This is a genomic window from Ruegeria sp. AB5, from assembly GCF_056542645.1.
In genome coordinates this window covers 97,117-115,260 of record NZ_JBQGAE010000008.1, presented here as the reverse complement: position 1 = coordinate 115,260, position 18,144 = coordinate 97,117, and the positions used below count along the sequence as shown (strand labels likewise).

The 18,144-nt window shown below is 58.2% G+C and carries 22 protein-coding genes and 1 pseudogene; 13 read left to right on the top strand and 10 right to left on the bottom strand.

Annotated elements, in window-relative coordinates; genetic code table 11:
* Window positions 1-8: 8 nt before the first annotated feature.
* From bluB to trmD, 5 genes are read left to right on the top strand one after another with little or no spacing between them, the layout of a single operon-like run.
* Complete coding sequence (gene bluB / locus ACR0L4_RS14965) at window positions 9-644, top strand: 5,6-dimethylbenzimidazole synthase (protein ID WP_480513851.1); 636 nt, start codon at window positions 9-11, stop codon at window positions 642-644.
* A 4-nt stretch (window positions 645-648) separates the two neighbouring features.
* Complete coding sequence (locus tag ACR0L4_RS14960; protein ID WP_480513849.1) at window positions 649-795, top strand: hypothetical protein; 147 nt, start codon at window positions 649-651, stop codon at window positions 793-795.
* On the top strand, window positions 788-1,291 hold the full coding sequence (rimM, locus tag ACR0L4_RS14955; protein ID WP_170752353.1) for a ribosome maturation factor RimM: 504 nt from the start codon (window positions 788-790) through the stop codon (window positions 1,289-1,291). Before ACR0L4_RS14960 ends, rimM begins: the two co-directional genes overlap by 8 nt.
* On the top strand, window positions 1,291-2,106 hold the full coding sequence (locus tag ACR0L4_RS14950; protein WP_480513846.1) for a hypothetical protein: 816 nt from the start codon (window positions 1,291-1,293) through the stop codon (window positions 2,104-2,106). Before rimM ends, ACR0L4_RS14950 begins: the two co-directional genes overlap by 1 nt.
* Window positions 2,103-2,903, top strand: coding sequence for a tRNA (guanosine(37)-N1)-methyltransferase TrmD (gene trmD, locus ACR0L4_RS14945; protein WP_480513844.1), 801 nt, complete (start codon window positions 2,103-2,105; stop codon window positions 2,901-2,903). The genes ACR0L4_RS14950 and trmD overlap by 4 nt, the downstream gene beginning before the upstream one ends.
* A gap of 6 nt (window positions 2,904-2,909) precedes the next feature.
* Here the strand turns inward: trmD and ACR0L4_RS14940 are convergent, their stop codons facing one another.
* On the bottom strand, window positions 2,910-3,713 hold the full coding sequence (locus ACR0L4_RS14940) for a glycoside hydrolase family 25 protein (RefSeq protein ID WP_170752359.1): 804 nt from the start codon (window positions 3,711-3,713) through the stop codon (window positions 2,910-2,912).
* A 369-nt stretch (window positions 3,714-4,082) separates the two neighbouring features.
* Here ACR0L4_RS14940 and rplS point away from each other — a divergent pair, with 369 nt between their 5' ends.
* On the top strand, window positions 4,083-4,466 hold the full coding sequence (rplS, locus tag ACR0L4_RS14935; RefSeq protein ID WP_117869922.1) for a 50S ribosomal protein L19: 384 nt from the start codon (window positions 4,083-4,085) through the stop codon (window positions 4,464-4,466).
* A gap of 11 nt (window positions 4,467-4,477) precedes the next feature.
* Window positions 4,478-4,699: a 50S ribosomal protein L31 gene (rpmE, locus tag ACR0L4_RS14930; RefSeq protein ID WP_008757924.1), complete on the top strand. Its 222-nt coding sequence runs from the start codon at window positions 4,478-4,480 to the stop codon at window positions 4,697-4,699.
* Window positions 4,700-4,816: 117 nt separating this feature from the next.
* On the opposite strand, the gene ACR0L4_RS14925 is transcribed toward rpmE, so the two are convergent.
* Window positions 4,817-6,406 carry an MFS transporter gene (locus ACR0L4_RS14925; RefSeq protein ID WP_480513842.1) on the bottom strand — a complete coding sequence of 530 codons (1,590 nt, stop codon included), beginning with the start codon at window positions 6,404-6,406 and terminating at the stop codon, window positions 4,817-4,819.
* A gap of 80 nt (window positions 6,407-6,486) precedes the next feature.
* Window positions 6,487-7,374 (bottom strand): AEC family transporter, encoded by an 888-nt coding sequence (locus ACR0L4_RS14920; protein WP_480513840.1) that lies wholly within the window; start codon window positions 7,372-7,374, stop codon window positions 6,487-6,489.
* Window positions 7,375-7,591: 217 nt separating this feature from the next.
* Between ACR0L4_RS14920 and ACR0L4_RS14915 the strand changes: the two genes are divergently transcribed.
* The gene (locus tag ACR0L4_RS14915) at window positions 7,592-8,401 is read left to right on the top strand and encodes a division plane positioning ATPase MipZ (protein ID WP_480513838.1); all 810 of its coding nucleotides are present in this window, start codon (window positions 7,592-7,594) and stop codon (window positions 8,399-8,401) included.
* A 72-nt stretch (window positions 8,402-8,473) separates the two neighbouring features.
* On the opposite strand, the gene ACR0L4_RS14910 is transcribed toward ACR0L4_RS14915, so the two are convergent.
* Together ACR0L4_RS14910 and ACR0L4_RS14905 are read right to left on the bottom strand one after the other, a co-directional pair.
* Window positions 8,474-9,709 (bottom strand): adenylate/guanylate cyclase domain-containing protein, encoded by a 1,236-nt coding sequence (locus tag ACR0L4_RS14910; protein ID WP_480513836.1) that lies wholly within the window; start codon window positions 9,707-9,709, stop codon window positions 8,474-8,476.
* A 39-nt stretch (window positions 9,710-9,748) separates the two neighbouring features.
* Window positions 9,749-10,198: a MarR family winged helix-turn-helix transcriptional regulator gene (locus ACR0L4_RS14905; RefSeq protein WP_480513834.1), complete on the bottom strand. Its 450-nt coding sequence runs from the start codon at window positions 10,196-10,198 to the stop codon at window positions 9,749-9,751.
* Window positions 10,199-10,255: 57 nt separating this feature from the next.
* Here ACR0L4_RS14905 and hmgA point away from each other — a divergent pair, with 57 nt between their 5' ends.
* The 4 genes from hmgA (at window position 10,256) to ACR0L4_RS14885 (ending at window position 13,964) form a co-directional block, all read left to right on the top strand.
* Complete coding sequence (gene hmgA, locus ACR0L4_RS14900) at window positions 10,256-11,611, top strand: homogentisate 1,2-dioxygenase (protein ID WP_480513832.1); 1,356 nt, start codon at window positions 10,256-10,258, stop codon at window positions 11,609-11,611.
* A gap of 6 nt (window positions 11,612-11,617) precedes the next feature.
* Window positions 11,618-12,241 (top strand): LysE family translocator, encoded by a 624-nt coding sequence (locus tag ACR0L4_RS14895; RefSeq protein WP_170752373.1) that lies wholly within the window; start codon window positions 11,618-11,620, stop codon window positions 12,239-12,241.
* Between the two features lie 23 nt (window positions 12,242-12,264).
* Window positions 12,265-13,521 carry a fumarylacetoacetase gene (fahA, locus tag ACR0L4_RS14890; protein WP_480513830.1) on the top strand — a complete coding sequence of 419 codons (1,257 nt, stop codon included), beginning with the start codon at window positions 12,265-12,267 and terminating at the stop codon, window positions 13,519-13,521.
* 107 nt (window positions 13,522-13,628) lie between these two features.
* On the top strand, window positions 13,629-13,964 hold the full coding sequence (locus ACR0L4_RS14885; protein ID WP_480513828.1) for a DOPA 4,5-dioxygenase family protein: 336 nt from the start codon (window positions 13,629-13,631) through the stop codon (window positions 13,962-13,964).
* Window positions 13,965-14,012: 48 nt separating this feature from the next.
* On the opposite strand, the gene ACR0L4_RS14880 is transcribed toward ACR0L4_RS14885, so the two are convergent.
* Together ACR0L4_RS14880 and ACR0L4_RS14875 are read right to left on the bottom strand one after the other, a co-directional pair.
* Window positions 14,013-14,408, bottom strand: coding sequence for a zinc-binding dehydrogenase (locus ACR0L4_RS14880; RefSeq protein WP_480513826.1), 396 nt, complete (start codon window positions 14,406-14,408; stop codon window positions 14,013-14,015).
* 9 nt (window positions 14,409-14,417) lie between these two features.
* Window positions 14,418-14,717, bottom strand: coding sequence for a hypothetical protein (locus tag ACR0L4_RS14875; protein ID WP_480513824.1), 300 nt, complete (start codon window positions 14,715-14,717; stop codon window positions 14,418-14,420).
* Window positions 14,718-14,762: 45 nt separating this feature from the next.
* On the opposite strand from ACR0L4_RS14875, the pseudogene ACR0L4_RS14870 reads away from it, so the two are divergent.
* A pseudogene (locus ACR0L4_RS14870) lies at window positions 14,763-15,029 on the top strand (LysR substrate-binding domain-containing protein); the annotation flags it as partial.
* Window positions 15,030-15,179: 150 nt separating this feature from the next.
* On the opposite strand, the gene ACR0L4_RS14865 reads toward ACR0L4_RS14870, so the two are convergent.
* The 3 genes from ACR0L4_RS14865 to ACR0L4_RS14855 form a co-directional block, all read right to left on the bottom strand.
* Window positions 15,180-15,890, bottom strand: coding sequence for an RraA family protein (locus ACR0L4_RS14865; protein WP_480513822.1), 711 nt, complete (start codon window positions 15,888-15,890; stop codon window positions 15,180-15,182).
* Window positions 15,891-16,047: 157 nt separating this feature from the next.
* The gene (locus tag ACR0L4_RS14860; protein ID WP_480513820.1) at window positions 16,048-17,019 is read right to left on the bottom strand and encodes a cupin domain-containing protein; all 972 of its coding nucleotides are present in this window, start codon (window positions 17,017-17,019) and stop codon (window positions 16,048-16,050) included.
* 4 nt (window positions 17,020-17,023) lie between these two features.
* The gene (locus ACR0L4_RS14855) at window positions 17,024-18,082 is read right to left on the bottom strand and encodes a LacI family DNA-binding transcriptional regulator (RefSeq protein WP_480513818.1); all 1,059 of its coding nucleotides are present in this window, start codon (window positions 18,080-18,082) and stop codon (window positions 17,024-17,026) included.
* Window positions 18,083-18,144 lie beyond the last annotated feature (62 nt).

The following is an 18,144-nucleotide window of genomic DNA, read 5'->3' as shown; positions in this document are numbered from 1 at the left end:
GACGGCGCGTGCGGGATCAAACGTTCAGTGACGATTTTCGCACGCAGTTCGATCTGTTGATGCGGCTCCGGCGTGACGTGCGCCGGTTTCGCAGCGATGCGATTGACGAGGCAGTGCTGACGCGCTGCCTCGAGGCGTTTCGGCTGGCCCCTTCTGTTGGGCTCAGCGAGCCCTGGCGTGTGATCCGGGTCGAAAGCGAAACAGCAAGAAAAGCGGCGCTTGAGAATTTTCAATCTGCCAATGCCCGGGCTCTGGACGGGTATACAGGCGAAAAGGCGCAGCTTTACAGCAAGTTGAAGTTGTCAGGGATGCAGGACGCCCCGGTGCAACTGGCCGTATTCTGTGACGATGCCACCAACAAAGGCCAAGGTCTGGGCGCGGGCACGATGCCTGAGATGCGACGGTACTCTGTTGTGTCGGCGATCACCCTTTTCTGGCTGGCTTTGCGCGCGCAAGGGCTGGGGCTTGGCTGGGTATCGATCCTCGACCCCGACCGACTGACCCGCGATCTGGACGTACCCGAGACTTGGCGGTTGATCGGCTATTTCTGTGTCGGCTGGCCCGAAACTGTGTCGGACAGGCCGGAACTGGAACACGTCGGTTGGGAAAGCCGAAACGCCACTCTGCCCATCGATGTGAGATAGCTGTATGTTTGGATTGTTACGGCTTCCCATCCTGTTGATGATCGCCTTTATTGTGGGTGTATTCTTTGAACGCTCGAACCAGCGCGAGGCCTGCGAGGGGATCGGTCAATGGCGGAATGGACTATGTGTAACGGAAGGCTCAAATGAGTGATCTGATCTGCGTCGGCAGCATTGCAGGATCGTATGGTGTGCGCGGCGAAGTACGCCTGAAAAGCTATTGTGCCATACCGGAAGATATCGAGGCTTATTCGCCCCTGACCGACGAGACCGGCAAGGACCGCTTTCCGCTGGTGCTGACCCGGACCATCAAGAATGGGTTTGCCGCCCGTCTGGGTGGCGTCGAAACCAAGGAAGAGGCCGACGCCCAAAAGGGCCTGCGTCTGTTTGCCCGGCGCGATCAGCTGCCTTCACTGCCCGACGACGAATTCTATCATGCAGACCTGATCGGATTGGACGTCTACGACACCGGAGGCACCTTGCTGGGTCGGGTCAAATCTGTTCAGAACCATGGCGCTTCGGACCTTCTGGAACTGCACGGGCCGGGGTTGAAATCAACCGTTCTGCTGCCCTTTACGCTTGAGGCCGTGCCGACGGTTGATCTGGACGCAGGCCGCATCATCGCCGACCCGCCCGAAGGCCTAATCTGATGCGACGCGTTCTGTTGCATCTGGGGCTGCACAAAACCGGCACCACCGTTGCACAGTCGTTCCTGTACAAGAACCGCAAGCTGATCTGGCCGCATTTCTCGCTGATCCTGCCCTATAAAACGCGCAAGACCGGTCTGGCCGACGCAGCCACACGCCATTCGATCTATCGGATGAGCAGCACTCTGGCCGAATTCAAAGCGGGTGTTGTCGATGTGCTGCAATCGATAGATTTCGGCACCCGCCGCGGCCTGATCCTGAGCGAAGAAAACTTCGCGGGTCTGCGTCCCAGCCGCAACAGCGCCGAGGGCTATGCTGCGGTTCCCGAACTGGCCACTGCTCTGGTCGATCTTATTCATGACAGGCTGCGCGGCGACCCGGTGGACATCACGATCTACCTGTCTCTGCGACAGCAAGAAGACTGGCTGTACAGTCTTTGGGCGCATGACCTGCGGCGCACACGGCTGGTACAGGATTTCAACAGCTTCCGCACGGCGATGGATCATCTCCCGTCGCTGCAAGAAACTGCAGACGCGCTGCAAAGCAGGTTGCCAACAGTCAAGGTCAAAACCGAATGGTTGGAAAATCTGCGTGAACAGAGGTTTGGACCGGGTGCGCCCTTTGCCGTTTTTTTGGACCTTCCAAACGACAAGACCATGCAGCTTGTGACCCCCGAAGCCCATACCGCGCGCGCGCCAGACGATATCTTGATGGAATTGCTGGAACTGAACAGGTCGGCGCTGGACGATGCCACGCTGATGACGCAAAAGAAGGCCATCCTCAGACGCGCCAAGGACGAACTGGTCACGCAGGCATGACAGACACGCCAAGCAAATCTCATGGTCGCAAGGCCATCCGCCCCACCCTGAAACCACGTGAGCTGATGACGCCCACGCCGGATTTGCACGGCGTATGGAAAGCCAAGATCATCACCCTGTTTCCCGACGCCTTTCCCGGTGTTCTGGGTGAAAGCCTGACGGGCAAAGCCCTGCAAGAGGGGCTTTGGCAGCTGGAAACCGTTGATCTGCGCCAGTTCGGGATCGGAAAACACCGTAATGTGGATGATACCCCTGCGGGCGGAGGGGCCGGAATGGTCCTGCGCGCTGATGTTCTGGGTCCAGCAATCGAGCAGACGATGACCGGCATCCAAGGAAACTGGCCGCTGATCTACCTAAGCCCGCGCGGCAAACGCATGGATCAGAAGATGATGCAGAACCTGGCGCGCTGCGATGGCATGACCCTGCTCTGCGGTCGTTTTGAGGGCGTGGATGAGCGGGTTTTGGAACACTATGGCGTGCAGGAGGTCAGTCTGGGCGATTTCGTCATGACCGGTGGCGAAATTGCAGCGCAAGCCCTGATTGACGCCACTGTGCGGCTGATCCCCGGTGTATTGGGAAATCAGGCCTCAACCGAGGACGAGAGTTTTTCCTCAGGCCTGCTGGAGCATCCGCAATACACGCGCCCCGCCGAATGGAACGGCCGTCCGATACCTGAGGTTCTGATGTCGGGCCACCATGGTCGCATTGCCGACTGGCGGCATAAGATGGCCGAGGACACAACCCGCGAACGGCGACCCGATATATGGAACGCCTACGAGAAATCGCGCGACAGCTGAGCCCGCTCAGGACGGTCCGGTTTTCCATCGCGCCCAGATCTCGGGTGGGCCGCTGAACACGTTGATATCCACTTTGCCCTGCACCCCAGGCACCAGCCCGGTGCCCGTGTATTGCCAGAACCGCCAAACCGCGCCGGGATAGACCTGACGCGGATGCCCCGCGACCGAACGCAACCAGAACTCGGTCTTGGGCAGCCGCGCTATATCGGTGTCCTGATAGAAATCAACTGTCGTGTAGACGATGGGACGGCGGCCGTAGTGGCGCTCGAGAATATCCAGGAATCGCTGCGCTTCTGCCCGGACCGTCTTGCCATCCGGGCGCAGCGTGCAAGTCTTTGAATGGGGCGTCCATTCCATATCCAGCACATGGGGCAGATCGGCCCCTTTCGGGACATTCTCGATGAACCAGCGCGCCTGTTCACGCGCTGAACGGCAGAAGTAATAGTAGTGATACGCCCCCCATGGCACGCGCGCCGCCTGCGCGCCACGCCGGTGGTCATCGAAGAGCGGATCGGCCACGTCGCCGCCCTCGGTCGCCTTCAGAAAGGCAAAGCTAACACCCGACGCCTTGGCCTGACGCCAATCAATCGGCCCCTGCCAGCGAGACACATCGAGTCCATGCACAGGATAAAGGCCGGGATGGCGCCCCTCCCAGTCATGTGGATCGGCATCACCAAAGTCGGGGTAGATAATTGCAGGCGCGGTCCGATCCACCCCCGGCACTGCTTCTACCACCTGAGGCGCAGGCCCCTTGCGCCCGCAAGACACCAAAACAGCCCCTGCAAGGGCCAGCATGAGTGCAAATCGCATCATCATTCCTGCCTGAAATTTCTGCTCTTGTAATTGTCCTCAGAATGACCGATCCGAGGCACAAGGCAACGGCGCATTTATCGGTTGGCGAAAACCCACCGTCTACGCCTGCAATTTAGGCTTGATCCCTGCCCCCAAACCCCCTAAAGCAGCACAATCCGGTGCCGCGACGCGCGACTCCGGTGTTTTGGTTTGTTTCATGGCGCACAGCCTGGCTTTCTTCGGCCGCGGCGTGTCAGGGCAGACCGAGCCAAAGGAACATTCGATCTGACCTCTGGCGGGCTGTACGCAGGACCCGGTGAAGACCAAGAGCTCTCAGGCCGTGCCCAAACTTCGTGGACCAACCACGAGCAGATAGGAGAACCTGCGATGGACCTGATCGCACAACTTGAGGCGGAACAGATTGCCGCCCTGGGGAAAGACATCCCCGACTTCAAAGCCGGTGACACCATCCGTGTCGGCTATAAGGTGACCGAAGGGTCGCGCACCCGTGTGCAGAACTACGAAGGCGTCTGCATCGCGCGCAACAACGGCAATGGCATTGCCGGTTCGTTCACTGTTCGCAAAATTTCGTTTGGCGAAGGCGTGGAGCGTGTGTTCCCGCTGTATTCGACCAACATCGACAGCATCACCGTTGTCCGCCGTGGCCGTGTCCGTCGCGCCAAACTGTACTACCTGCGCTCGCGCCGTGGTAAATCCGCACGTATCGCAGAGGTCACCAACTACAAGCCCAAGGCTGGCGCCGAGGCGTAAGGAGCGGAAAGATGAAAAAAGACATCCATCCCGATTATCACGTCATCAACGTCAAAATGACCGATGGCACCGTGGTTCAGATGAAATCCACCTGGGGCGCCGAAGGCGACCAGCTGGCTCTGGAAATCGACCCCTCCTCGCACCCCGCGTGGACCGGTGGCGGTACCCGTCTGATGGACGCAGGCGGTCGCGTGTCGAAGTTCAAAAAGAAATACGAAGGTCTGGGCTTCTAAGTCTGACCTGTTTGGAACTCGAAAAGCCGCTCCATCCGGAGCGGCTTTTTTTGTTGAAGGCCGAGATGGCTTGAAGATATCTGGTTCTAAAGGCTGAACCGCCTCCGCGACAGGCAGCTATTTTTTTGTCAGATCCGCAGCACTGTGTAGTGGCGGCACCGGTCCGCGCAGCAACAGCAATGCCAGCGCCATCCCGATCAGGGCGGCAATTGCGGCGACCACCATTGCGCTGTCAAAGGCATTGTCCTGCAAATCCCGCAGCGCTTGCGCCAAAGCTGTTCCCGACGTCGGATCCATGCCGGCAAGCAACTGCTGTATCTGGCCGGGTGTTCCGTGGGTCAGCGCATGGGCCAGATCGGCACGCTGATTTGATCCGGCAGGCAGGGCGTCAATTACCTCGGACAGACCCCGGCGGGTGGTGATGGATTCTGCCAAGCCGCCGACCACTGCGCCCAGGGTGGCTCCGAAATAAAGACACGCGTTGATAACGCCTGAACCCTGCCCCACATGCTCTTCTGGCAACAGGCGCAGGCCAAGACGTGGTAAAAGCGAGAAACAGATGCCCATCCCGATGCCGACGATCAGCAGCTTCCACCAAATCTCGGAATACTGCGTGGTGTTCGAGGTAGTCATCAGCAACAGGAAGCCACACGCCATCGCCCCCAACCCGATCGCAACCGGCCACTGAAAACTGTAGGGTGCCAGAAACCGGGGCGCGGTGACCGAGATGACAAACATGCTGACGCTGAGCGGCATGATCGCCAGCCCGGCACCGATGGAGGTATAGCCAAAGGCATCCGGCGATTGCACAAACGTATTGAAATAGACAAAGAAACAGAACAGCGTGAAACCGGTGAAAAACATCCCCGCAGCCGCCATGAAGTAGCGCGGATGACGGAAATACCGCAGCTCGATCAGCGGGTCATCATTGCGGCGCGAGACGATGACCAGCAGGACAGTCGCCAGTGCCGCTACAGCCAGCGGTATCAGCGTCAGCGGCGTTGTCCACCCGCTGCTTTCCCCATTGCTGAGCGCAAAGGACAACGGCCCCAGAAACAACACGATGGCCACCGCACCAGGATAATCGAACCGCGCGTTGGCAAGACGGGTGTCGGGCACATAGTTCCGTTTGCTGACACGCAATCCGATGGCGAAGGCCACGGCCAGCAGCACCAGATCAGTGGCAAACACCGCACGCCAGCTGACATAGTGGCCAAAGGCTCCGCCCACAATGGGGCCAACACCAATTGCCAGCCCCACGATAGCACCCCAGAAACCGGTGACACCGGCCCTTTGGTCTTCGGGCGTGGCAGCTGTCAGCAGGGACAGAGAGGTTCCGAACAGCGCTGCCGCCCCCGCCCCCTGCGCCCCGCGACCTATCAAAAGCATGGTTGCGTCCTGCGCAAACAAGACCGACGCAGACCCGAAGGCAAAGACGATCATACCAAAGAAGAACACCCCCATCTTGCCGGTGATATCCCCCAGACGACTGACAATGGTGACAAGCGTGGCGCTGGCGACCGTATAGATCGCCATCACCCATTGCAGGCCGGACGGGGTCAGATCAAACTCGGCCTTCAGGTTGGGCAGGACCGTGGCAACGGCGGTGGTGTTGAACCCTACAACCATCATGCAGATCGCCGTCATCGCCAACACCACGCGGGCGCGGGCCTGTGGGGTTACGTTTGCCGGGGTCCTTCCGTTCATCGCACCACCCTGGAGCTATGTTTCTTTACTGCAATTTATCAATACTTTAGCGATTTTTTCCGCCATGCATAGGGTGCGTGTCAAATCCAGTAGGACAGCGCCAAAGGCAGAACAATAATTGTAGCCAGGGTCGAGACCAATATGAACCCGGCAACGTCCGGCCCGTATTCAGGGACGTGCTGGTCAATGAACAGGTACGTCGCCACAGAGGATGGCATAAGGCAACACAGGATCAGCGCCCCGCGTTCCGCACCGGTAAAGCCAAAGAGCCAGATCAGAACACTCGCAATGCCCACGGCCATCCCCAGATGCAATCCGGTTAACAACAACGCCCACCTGATGCTGCTGATCCGCAGCGTTGCCAAAGTATGACCCAGTGTCAGCAGCATCAACGGAATGGACAGCCCGCCCAGAATGTCAAAGGACTTTGCGATAGGCTGCGGCAGGTTGGTTCCTGTCGCCATCAGGATCAGCGACAGCACAACCGCATAGAGGATTGGTGAGGTAGCGAGTTTTCTGGCCGAGAACTCTCCGGCCGGGATCCACATGCCAATGGTGAATATGCTGATCAGCACCACGACCACAAAGGCCATCGTATACGCCATACCCGCATCGCCCAACGCCAACAGAGTGATCGGCAAGCCGATATTGCCCACATTTCCATGCATCAAGGGCGTCAGAAACGCCCTGATCGGTAGTCGCAGCGCTTTGAGAGCGACAAAACCCAGCACACCAAACCCTGCTATGGCCAATACGGCGGCGCACATCATGTCCAAAAATGTACCGACGTCCAATTTGGTAGCCGTCAGGTGGGAAATGATGAGTGTGGGATAGCCGACCTTCGAGACTATCCCCCCGATCACCTTGTTGTCGAACGGTGTTTTCGTGAGGGCCAACCCATAGCCGATACCGGCGCAAATCAGCACGGGCAAAATCACGTTCAAAACGTTGAGGAACAGATGTTCCAACCCGCATTCTCCTTTGCCTGCGTCGGTCGAACAGTGAAACACGAACTCAACCTTGGCAAGCTTTTGGCGCTAAACCTGCCTGCGGGTTGGGTTTTCCAAATTTGAGTCCAATATTGCCCCAAACAGCGGCTTGAGGTTCTTTTCTTCCACGCTGACACAACATATAGTGGCTGACAACAACGTGTGGACAAACACGGCAAGGCTTGGGAACAGCGGCATGGCACATATCATCGTAGTGGGAAACGAAAAGGGCGGCGCAGGCAAATCTACCGTTTCCATGCATGTGGCAACCGCTCTGGCACGGCTGGGCCACAAGGTCAGCACTTTGGATCTGGACCTGCGCCAGCGCAGTCTGGGACGCTATTTCGAGAACCGGCTGAACTTTCTGAAGAATACGGATCTGACCCTGCCCAGCCCGCGCCACCACGACCTGCCCGAGATCGACGCCAGCACTCTGAAACCGGGTGAAAACATCTATGACCACCGCCTGTCGGCTGCCGTGTCCGAATTGGAAAGCGACAGCGATTTCATCCTGATCGACTGCCCCGGCTCGCACACCCGCCTCAGTCAGGTGGCCCACTCGCTGGCCGACACGCTGGTCACACCTCTGAATGACAGTTTCATTGATTTCGACCTGCTGGCCCGGATCGATTCCAAGGGCGAGAAAATCCTTGGTCCCTCGGTCTATTCCGAGATGGTCTGGAACGCGCGGCAATTGCGCGCTCAGGCGGGGCTAAAGCCCATTGACTGGGTGGTTGTGCGCAACCGAGTCGGCACCCAGCGGATGGTGAACAAGGAAAAGATGCAACGCGCGATCGAGATGCTGTCGCAACGCATCGGGTTCCGAGTCGCATCAGGTTTCTCGGAACGGGTTGTCTTTCGTGAGTTGTTCCCGCGAGGTCTCACGCTGCTGGACCTCAAGGACATCGGCGTCAAACAGCTGAACATCTCAAACATCGCTGCCCGGCAAGAGCTGCGCGACATGATGCGCGAACTGAACCTGCCAGGCGTTGAGATCGACTTTTAGCCATCAAAACTTGGCGCAGTCGACAAGAACGGGCCGCGCGACTTCTGTCGCCCTTGAAAATGTGACGAACGCCTAGTCGGCAGGGTTGTAGATCGTAAACAGCTCTTTCGGTTCGTTCACACCACGCAGCATGTAGCGCCCAACCGACACCAACTCCTGACCACAGGGCTGCGACGCGCGCGCAACATCATCCGAGATGAGAATCCTTTGCCCCAGCGACCGGTGCATTCCGGCAATCCGGGACGCCTGATTGACGGCAGGCCCGATCACGGTGAAATCCAGTCGGGTCTCGGCGCCGATATTGCCATAGAGAATCTCGCCTGAATGCAGCGCAAGGGTATAGTTCGCCACGCGCTGACCCGCAGCTTGACGCCGGATGTTAAGTTCCTGCATCCGAGTCTGCAGCAGTGGCACGGCAGATAGCGCGGCCCGGGCGTCGGCATCGATCTCACCGACATCAAACATGGCCATCAGCCCATCGCCCATGAATTTCAGGATATTGCCGCCACTGTCATGCACCACGCCAACGGCGACGGCCAGGTAGTCGTTCAGCATGTCTATGATCTCAGGTCCGGGCATATCCTCGGACAGGGTGGTGAAACCCTCAAGATCGAAATTCCAGATCACCGCATCGATTTGTTGCAGCGATCCGCGTTGGATTTCACCGGACAGCACACGCCGCCCGGCATCACGGCCCAGATAGACGCGCATCAGGTCCCTCGCCATGGTCTGGCTCTTGGCTGATTTCAACGCCAGACCCAAATGCGGCAGGACCGTGTGAATTATGCCGAGATCATTGTCATCAAACCCTGTCGGCGCGTCGCTGGTCCAGGACATCAGCACGCCGTCGCTGACCTTTTGAGGACCCGTATGGCGCAAAGGTTCGGACCGCTCGAACGAGACACCGGTCGCGTAGTAATCCGTCGCCCCTTCCTCCCGCAACTCATTCAATAGCGGAAACCGGCTGGGTTCGTTTTGATCCACCAGCCGAACGCGAATCTCGTCCAAGTCTTCGTGCAGCAAAGCGTAGAGCGGGCTGCGCAGCCACTCTTCGCTGGGGGTATCCGAATTCTCGAACTTTTCGGATGACCCGCCACCAGAGCGATACCAGCTATAGCCCATCCCACCGTAGACCGGGTGCAACGTCGATTGGGCCGCATGAAAGCGCAACAATGGCAGGCCCTGATCGACCATTCGGGTACAGAAGCCGTCCAACAACTCTTCCTGACCTGCACCTTCAAGCCCTTTGGACACGAGCCAGTCGATCAGATCATGCTGGGGTGCTGAGAGGATGTCCGAAGAGGTCATGGCGTTGTCCGTTTTGTGCAGCCTTACATCTGGGTCGCGTCACACAGGAATACCAGACCCCGCAAGGCGTCGCAGCATTTTCCTCAGCATTGTGACCTCTTCTGTGGTGAAAGCACTCGCCAATTTCGCGTCATATTTCGCGGCGGTTCCGCGCAGCTCTCGATATACCGAAAGACCGGATGTCGTCAGCACCAACCATTCAACCCGCCGATCCTTTTCATCCCGGGTGCGTTTCAGATAACGGCGCTGTTCCAACCTGTGAACCGCGCGACTGATCTTGGTTTTGTGCAAACTGGCCCGCAAGCCGATCTCTTTGGCGGTCAGGGTTCCGAACACCCCCAGATGGAACAGCACCCGCCACTCTGTCCGTAAAAGGCCATACCTTCCTTTGTAGATGCGCTGAAAATCCAAAGCGGCGGCCTCGGCAGCCTGATTCAAAAGAAACGGCAGGAAGTCTTGCAGATCAAACTCGTCATTTTCGCCTGTCATGCTTGTTAGTTACAAAATCAACTATTATTCCACAAGCAGCTAACGGAGGAACATATGATGACTCGTCCGACTGAACCGCATGAGCTGACTCAGGCTTCGACACCTGTGGGAACCCATCCCGGCTATATGCCCGGCTTCGGGAATGATTTCGAAACCGAGGCGCTGCCGGATGCGCTGCCGCAGGGGATGAACAGCCCGCAGCGCTGCAACTATGGCCTGTACGGCGAGCAGTTGAGTGGCACGGCCTTTACCGCGAACCCGCCCGAGCGCACCTGGTGCTACCGCATCCGCCCATCGGTCAAGCATTCGCATCGCTATCAGAAAATCGATCTACCCTATTGGCAGTCCGCACCCTGCGTCGATCCGGATGTGATCAGCTTGGGGCAGTATCGCTGGGATCCGGTTCCGCACTCCGAAGCGCCGCTGACCTGGCTGACCGGCATGCGCACCATGACCACGGCTGGGGACGTAAACACACAGGTTGGCATGGCCAGCCATGTCTATCTGGTCACCGACTCAATGGTGGACGCCTATTTCTACTCGGCCGACAGCGAACTGCTGGTGGTCCCGCAGGATGGACGCCTGCGGTTCGTCACCGAGCTGGGGATCATCGATCTGGAACCGCAGGAGATCGCCCTCCTGCCACGCGGTCTGCTGTACCGGGTCGAAGTTCTGGATGGTCCTGCGCGTGGATTTGTCTGCGAGAACTACGGACAGAAATTCGAACTGCCCGGGCGCGGGCCGATCGGTGCAAATTGCATGGCCAATCCGCGCGACTTCAAGGCCCCGGTCGCAGCGTTCGAAGACCGTGAAATCCCGTCAACTGTGACAATTAAATGGTGTGGTCAGTTCCACGTGACTAAAATCGGCCACAGCCCGCTGGACGTGGTGGCCTGGCACGGCAACTATGCGCCCTACAAATACGATCTGCGCACCTATTGCCCGGTCGGCGCGATCTTGTTCGACCACCCGGACCCGTCGATATTCACAGTTCTCACCGCGCCTTCGGGCCAGCCCGGCACGGCCAATATCGACTTTGTCCTGTTCCGCGAACGTTGGATGGTGGCCGAGGACACTTTCCGCCCGCCGTGGTACCACAAGAACATCATGTCCGAGCTGATGGGCAATATCTACGGCCAGTATGACGCCAAACCTCAGGGCTTTGTTCCAGGCGGCATGAGCCTGCACAACATGATGATCCCACATGGCCCGGATCGGGAAGCGTTCGAGAAAGCCTCGAACGCCAATCTGGGGCCGGACAAGCTGGACCACACAATGTCCTTCATGTTCGAAACCCGCTTCCCACAGCACCTTACCGCCTTTGCGGCCACTGAAGCACCGTTGCAGGACGACTACATTGACTGTTGGACCTCACTTGAGAAAAAGTTCGATGGAACGCCGGGAAGGAAATGACCTGCTATGCCGTTTGATGTCTGGATCACCTATGTCGCGACGGTCTTGCTGCTGATGAGCACACCGGGACCCAGCCAGCTGCTGATGCTGTCCAACTCTGCGACCAACGGTCTGCGGCGTGGGGTGTTTACTGCCGCCGGAGATCTGACAGCCAATCTGCTGCAAATGTTGGCAGCGGGGCTGGGGCTGGCGGCAATCCTTGCCGCGTCGGGCACGGCACTGGCCACTATCAAATGGTTGGGCGTCGCCTATCTGGTGTTTCTGGGCGTCAAATCGATCGTGAAAGCCCGGCCCCGAACTGCGCAGACGGCTCGGCCTGCCAGCCGCAAAGCCTTGTGGCTGCAAGGCTTCATCACCTCTGCCGCGAACCCCAAGGCGGTGGTATTCTTTGCCGCATTGTTCCCGCTGTTCATAGACGGAGCGCAACCGTTCTGGCCCCAGTTCGCCATCCTCTCGGCCACCTATCTGATCATCGACGGGGTGTTTCTGACCACCTACGGTGCCAGCGCCAGTTGGCTGGCAAAGCGGTTAAAAGGATCAACGCGGGTTTGGCTGGACCGGGCTGGTGGCGGCTTCATGATTCTGGCCGCCGTTCTTCTGGGGCTGAAATCCCTGCGGGACACGCAATAAATCAGACAGACAAGGATCAAGGGATGCCTTTGCTGAAATCCTGGGTCGCCTCGGCCAATGATGCGACCCACCCATTTCCATTGAACAACCTGCCCTACGGGGTTTTTGCCACTGGCCACGATGAACCCAGATGCGGCGTTGCCATCGGGGATATGATCCTTGATATCACGACGGCCGAGGCTGAGGGGCTGATCACTCTTGGCGACGAACCGCTGTTTGATCTGCCCTTCTGGAACCCGTTGATGGAACAAGGCCCTGCTGTCTGGGCCGCCCTGCGCAACCGATTGACGGCGCTGCTGTCCGAGGGCGCCCCGGAACAGGACGCGGCCCTGGCGCTTCTGGTGCCTCAAAGCGCAGTCGTTTTGCATATGCCGTTCGCCGTCAGCGAGTTCACCGATTTCTACGCGAGCAGAAATCATGCGTTCAACGTCGGATCCATGTTTCGCGACCCCGAGAATGCACTGCCGCCGAATTGGCTGCATATGCCGATTGGGTACAATGGCCGGGCGTCCTCGGTTGTGGTGTCAGGCACGAACATTCGTCGGCCGTGGGGACAATTGAAATTGCCCGATCATGATCGACCTGCCTTCCTGCCAAGCCGCCGCTTTGATTTTGAGCTGGAAATGGGGGCGATCGTTGGCACCCCGTCTGATGGCCCACTCTCGGTGCAACAGGCTGACGATCACATCTTTGGCTACGTGCTATTGAACGACTGGTCCGCCCGCGACACTCAGGCATGGGAGTACCAGCCGCTGGGTCCGTTTCAGGCCAAAGCCACCGCAACCTCGATCAGCCCCTGGATCGTGACCAAAGCGGCGCTGGCACCGTTCCGCTGTGACACGCCCGACCGCGAAGTCGATCTTCTGGATCACCTGAAGGATTGCGGTCCAATGCTCTACGACATCGCGCTTGAGGTGACATTGGCACCCGAGGGTCAGGCCCCAACCACAATTGCGCGGACGACCTACCGCGAGATGTACTATTCCGCCGCACAACAGCTGGCACATCACGCAGGCTCGGGCTGCCCGATGAATACCGGCGATCTGTTGGGTTCAGGCACGATTTCGGGACCTTCGCGAGACAGTTGGGGCTCGCTGCTGGAACTCAGCAGGGGTGGGGCGGAACCTCTGACGCTTCAAACCGGTGAGGCACGCAGTTTCATCGAAGACGGCGATACCATCACCCTGTGCGGTAGGGCGCAGGGGGATGGCTACACAATTGGGTTCGGGACCTGTGAAGGCACGGTCCTGCCCGCGTCAGAGCACCCTTTTAAACCGTGAGCCACACGCGCTCGACTGCCTACCTCGCACAGCATCTGTGTGCGGGTGCTGGTATGATTGGGGGCCAAAGAGGCTTAGGATAACGGCGTTCAAGAAATGAGGTCCCGATGTCTGAGATCACTGGCTATCACGCCCATGTCTATTTCGACGCCGACACCCAGGACACTGCGCGACAGATATGCGAAGAGGCCGCTCGCCTCTTTCCCGTGCAGATGGGTCGAATGCACGCTCGAAATGTTGGTCCGCACCCGCGTTGGAGTTGCCAACTGGGTTTTGCTGCCGATGCGTTCGATCAGGTCATTCCATGGCTGTTGCTGAACCGGCAGGGTCTGACGGTCTTTACCCATCCCGAAACAGGCAACCACCTGGCCGATCACCGCGACCACGCGCTTTGGATGGGAGAGTTACTGGAACTGGACTTGGCGATTTTCGAACAGACCTAGAGTCGGCGCGCAAGACCACGACTGCGCGCCAATCCCAGTCGGATCAGATCACAGCTCTGCAACGACTTTCCCCGTCGCAGCTCCATTCGCCAGATGCGCATGAGCCGTGCCGACATCAGTCCACCCGAACATCTGTTCGTCAACAATTGGTTTGAGCCCGCCCGCATTCACCTGATCAGCCAGTGTCTTCAGGACGTCACCATGGGTTTGTCTCCCTACGTCGTGCATCATCGGGATCAACATGAAGACGAGGTGCAGGAACAGGCCTTTGAAATGTGCAGGCGTCAAATCGATCTCGACCAATGCAACTGTTGAAGCGACATGGCTATTGAGCTTGGCGGCTTCGAACGAGTTCGTCATGTTTGGGGCACACACGCTGTCAAACACCACATCAAAGCCCACTTCACCGGTGTGATTGGCCACGTAGTCTGCCACCTTGTGCATTGTAAAGTCCTAGGGACGCGCGCCCAGCCTTTCGATCAGAGCCAATTGATCAGGATTAAGACCTATTGCAGACACGGTTGCACTAAAGTGGCAGGCGATTTGTACGGCGACATGGCCAACGCCACCAGCGCCACCCTGAATTAGAACGGTTTGCCCTATTCCAAGACCGGCGCGAGTCAGCCCTTCGTTGGCAGTGAAACCGCAGAGAGGCAGCGCGGCGGCCTCCCGCATGCTCAGCGTCTCGGGTTTGTGTGCAATCAGGCGAGCATCCGCATTGATGTACTCTGCCAGAGAGCCCGGTAGGTCCATGAAACCTCCAACGCAGCCATACACCTCATCGCCAACCCGCGCTCGTTGACAGGACCGGCAGGCGAGAAAGCCGTTTTCGACCCCGCGTCGGCCAAAGGTCAATTGATTGTCGATGACGGCCAAAGCCAGGTCGGTGCCACGCTGGCCGGGTCCGGTATTTCCTTGAATGCGCTATGGAGCGTGCATGACCAACTGAAATCAGGCCGGTTGATGCGGGTTCTGCCGAATTTTGAGGCTGCGGAAGAGAATGCCTTGTGGTTGATGTATTCCAAGTCCAACGTGCTATCCCCCAAAGTGCGGGTACTCATGGATTTTCTAATCGCCGAGATTGGCGCAAAACGGTCGTGCCACGTACAACCTCTAAAGGTAAGTTTGTCGCACACTGCAGTCGTATTGAAGCGATCATGGCAAAGGTCCGCTCTGCGGCTACATTTAGGGCCTTTGGGTGGGCGTCTGGGTCTCTCAGGTTCTTGCCTTCTCGAACTTGACCCACGCCTCTTCCAGTTTGTGAATATCAAAACCCGGCTCGCGCGCAGGCCCAAGCACGATGGCCTCGCTGGCTATCACGGTCTCAATGGCTCTCTTGAGGTCAGGAATGACATCCGCCGGTATGACAAGCGCGCCATGACGGTCCGCGTGGATGAGTTCATCTTGCGCGACGCGCATTCCCTTGATGGTCACGGGCGTTCCAATTTCGACCACATGAACAAAACCGTGACTGGGCCCGATTGAGCCCGCCAGAACAGGAAACCCGTCGTCCATCACGTCAAGATCACGCATGACACCGTTGGTGACTGCACCGGCAAGCCCAAGCCCCTTGTGAACGGCGACATGCACTTCGCCCCACCAGCCGGCAATGCAATTGGGATAGTCAACATCTTCAACAACAGCAGCTGTCGGGCCGTCGCCGGATGCCATCGAACGAAAATAGTCCAGACGCCGGGCGCGAATGATTTCGGCGGATTCAGTCGGCGGTGCCAGACCGGATATTTTGGCGGTCCGCGCGAAACCTACCGTCGCAGGATCGCCGGGCTTTGAATGGTGCATCGTGCCCCGTGTAAAGCGATTGAACCCGCGCTTGCCTTGGGCCACTTCGATTGCATTGCAGACCGTAGGCGTATCGACTGTCCGCAGCAGAGCCAACAAGTCATCTGGTATTGCATTCTCGGTCATCTATTCAGCACCTTGTTTATGAGTTTTGGTCAAACATCTCTCATGTGTTTGGAATTTTCACCGTTTTCGCAGGCTCAGGCGCGGCACAGTCCGCGACTACAAAACCTTGCAGCAAGCGATCCGCCCTGCCGAACCGGGCCAAGGTCAACTTGTCCCACTACGTCAGTGGCATCGTTTTACCTGCCGGATCATCTGTGCGACGCACTCGGTACATGCTGGTCTCGCCCGTCATGGATGGGCGCAGCGAACGCGGCATGTTTTCGGGCACCAGACAGGTGTCGCCAGGCGCCAGAACCGTTTCACCGCCATCCCAGGCCAACCGCCAGTGGCCACGGACTGGCATAAGCACTTCTGGAACGTTGCAGACATAGGGTTCGTCGGAAATAGACCCACGCGTTATGAAATCCACTTCAAAGCCGGGGCGATCGCGCAGCTTTGCATCGGGACCAATTACCTTGGCTGGCTGTTTGTCGGCCAATGCCATCAAATCCCAGTAGCGTGCCACATAGTTGGGCACCACCTCCGCAGTCGTTGGCTCACCGCGTTTGGCCAGCTCGTCTTCTGGCATCAATTTCATGGGCGAGACATTGTGCGGCAGGTCTTCCCCTCTTTTTGTGTCATAGAGCGTGCCGTTTTCGCCCAATACCAATCCATGATCGGCGGCTTCTTCGATCACTTGCGGCGCCCACAGAACTCCGCCGCCCGCGTCGTCGCCCCCCAGAAAAGCCATGATCATCCCGTAATCCGTTCCCACGTTCTCAAATCCGCGAAAGATGCCGGTGGGAATATTGAAGATGTCACCTTCCTCCAGCGTCACTTCACCAGCGTCGCCCCAGCGCCCCCAAAAGAAACGCCAACGACCCTTCAGAACAAAGAAGGCTTCGGCCGTATTGTGGTCGTGTAGCGAGTTCTTGCATCGCGGAGGTTGCCCTGCTGCACCAATGTTGAAGCCGGGGGTTTCGCGGATATGGACGTGCTGATCGGGACTTTCGGAAACCCCGCCGCCGATTATGGTGAAATTCTCTTTCTGATCAGAGCCGGGTGTATGAGCGTCAATAAATGCAGTTTTGCACGGGACCAATGCGCCATACCTGACGATGCGCTGTTCCATTTGTTCTAGCGAAATCATTGAGTTACTCCTGATTTGCGTGCGTTTCGTTGCCACAGTTGTCCCGAGGCCAGTTTTCGGGAACACGAGCGCTGCCTCGGATCATGAGCTTGCTTTCAATCTCAAGCCGACCGTTTGGCACGGTGCCGTTTTCGATCATACCGAGCAAAACCCTGACGCTTTCCTCGACCATAAGGTTCGCCGGCTGGCGGAGGGTTGTCAGGTCGAACAGCTTCCAGGCCGACATTGCCACATCGTCATATCCAACGACCGAAACGTCCTCGGGAACGCGCAAGTTCAACTCGCATCGCAACGTCTCGAGAACCGCAAAGGCCATGTGGTCGTTTCCTACAAAAATCGCATCCGGCACCACGGCACCCGAAAATAGCTCGCGCGTGGCGTCAATGGCCATTGCCCGCCGAAAGTGGCTGTCCTTTATAGCAAATGGTTCCAATCCGAATTCCGCCAGACCGGCAATGAAACCAGCTTGTCGGTCCCGACCGTTCAGAGATTTCTGCCAGCCTGCGATATGGGCAATCCGTCGATGACCACCTGCAGCCAGAAAGCGCCCGGCAGTCCGTCCGCCTTCGTAGTTCGCCGCGGTGACAGACGGAAGCGAGCTGTCCTCCTGCCCGCGGTTGAACAACACAAAAGGCATATTCAACTCGCGCAGCCGGCTTGTCAGTTCGTTTGACATACTGGCCGAGGCAAGAATGATGCCATCGACTTGATGCGCGATCAGGCCGTCCACGACCCCATCCACCTCTTCGGCGAGGTTGGCGGCAAAGAACACCATCACGTGATAGCCGCGCTCGCTCAGACGTTCCGAGAACTTTTGCAGGGCCTCCGGATAAAACGGATTCTTGAGATACGCGAGAACGATCCCGATTGTGTAGGACCGGCCCGAGTTCAGGGACCGGGCAAGCGTATTCGGCATATAGCCAAGCTCTCGCGCGGCCTCGCGGACTCGCATGGCTTTGTCCGGGGAAACCGAGGTTCCCGGCGTAAAGACGCGGCTGACCGTTGGCTGACTGACACCTGCCAATTTCGCAACTTGCGCCGCCGTTACACGTATCTCGCTCATCCTTTCCCTTTGCTTCCGTGTTGTTGGCCGGTTCTGGTGCCGCCCTTTGCTGAAGATGGAAA

Bases quoted from the DNA above. Each gene is read 5' to 3' on its own strand.
- ACR0L4_RS14905 (WP_480513834.1), bottom strand. From the start codon at position 10,198: ATGACAGGCGAAAATGACGAGTTTGATCTGCAAGACTTCCTGCCGTTT.
- ACR0L4_RS14960 (WP_480513849.1), top strand. From the start codon at position 649: ATGTTTGGATTGTTACGGCTTCCCATCCTGTTGATGATCGCCTTTATT.
- ACR0L4_RS14910 (WP_480513836.1), bottom strand. From the start codon at position 9,709: ATGACCTCTTCGGACATCCTCTCAGCACCCCAGCATGATCTGATCGAC.
- ACR0L4_RS14895 (WP_170752373.1), top strand. From the start codon at position 11,618: ATGCCGTTTGATGTCTGGATCACCTATGTCGCGACGGTCTTGCTGCTG.
- ACR0L4_RS14855 (WP_480513818.1), bottom strand. From the start codon at position 18,082: ATGAGCGAGATACGTGTAACGGCGGCGCAAGTTGCGAAATTGGCAGGT.
- ACR0L4_RS14880 (WP_480513826.1), bottom strand. From the start codon at position 14,408: ATGCACAAGGTGGCAGACTACGTGGCCAATCACACCGGTGAAGTGGGC.
- fahA (WP_480513830.1), top strand. From the start codon at position 12,265: ATGCCTTTGCTGAAATCCTGGGTCGCCTCGGCCAATGATGCGACCCAC.
- ACR0L4_RS14885 (WP_480513828.1), top strand. From the start codon at position 13,629: ATGTCTGAGATCACTGGCTATCACGCCCATGTCTATTTCGACGCCGAC.
- ACR0L4_RS14860 (WP_480513820.1), bottom strand. From the start codon at position 17,019: ATGATTTCGCTAGAACAAATGGAACAGCGCATCGTCAGGTATGGCGCA.
- trmD (WP_480513844.1), top strand. From the start codon at position 2,103: ATGACAGACACGCCAAGCAAATCTCATGGTCGCAAGGCCATCCGCCCC.
- ACR0L4_RS14915 (WP_480513838.1), top strand. From the start codon at position 7,592: ATGGCACATATCATCGTAGTGGGAAACGAAAAGGGCGGCGCAGGCAAA.
- ACR0L4_RS14940 (WP_170752359.1), bottom strand. From the start codon at position 3,713: ATGCGATTTGCACTCATGCTGGCCCTTGCAGGGGCTGTTTTGGTGTCT.
- ACR0L4_RS14865 (WP_480513822.1), bottom strand. From the start codon at position 15,890: ATGACCGAGAATGCAATACCAGATGACTTGTTGGCTCTGCTGCGGACA.
- rpmE (WP_008757924.1), top strand. From the start codon at position 4,478: ATGAAAAAAGACATCCATCCCGATTATCACGTCATCAACGTCAAAATG.
- ACR0L4_RS14875 (WP_480513824.1), bottom strand. From the start codon at position 14,717: ATGGACCTACCGGGCTCTCTGGCAGAGTACATCAATGCGGATGCTCGC.
- rplS (WP_117869922.1), top strand. From the start codon at position 4,083: ATGGACCTGATCGCACAACTTGAGGCGGAACAGATTGCCGCCCTGGGG.
- hmgA (WP_480513832.1), top strand. From the start codon at position 10,256: ATGACTCGTCCGACTGAACCGCATGAGCTGACTCAGGCTTCGACACCT.
- ACR0L4_RS14950 (WP_480513846.1), top strand. From the start codon at position 1,291: ATGCGACGCGTTCTGTTGCATCTGGGGCTGCACAAAACCGGCACCACC.
- ACR0L4_RS14925 (WP_480513842.1), bottom strand. From the start codon at position 6,406: ATGAACGGAAGGACCCCGGCAAACGTAACCCCACAGGCCCGCGCCCGC.
- rimM (WP_170752353.1), top strand. From the start codon at position 788: ATGAGTGATCTGATCTGCGTCGGCAGCATTGCAGGATCGTATGGTGTG.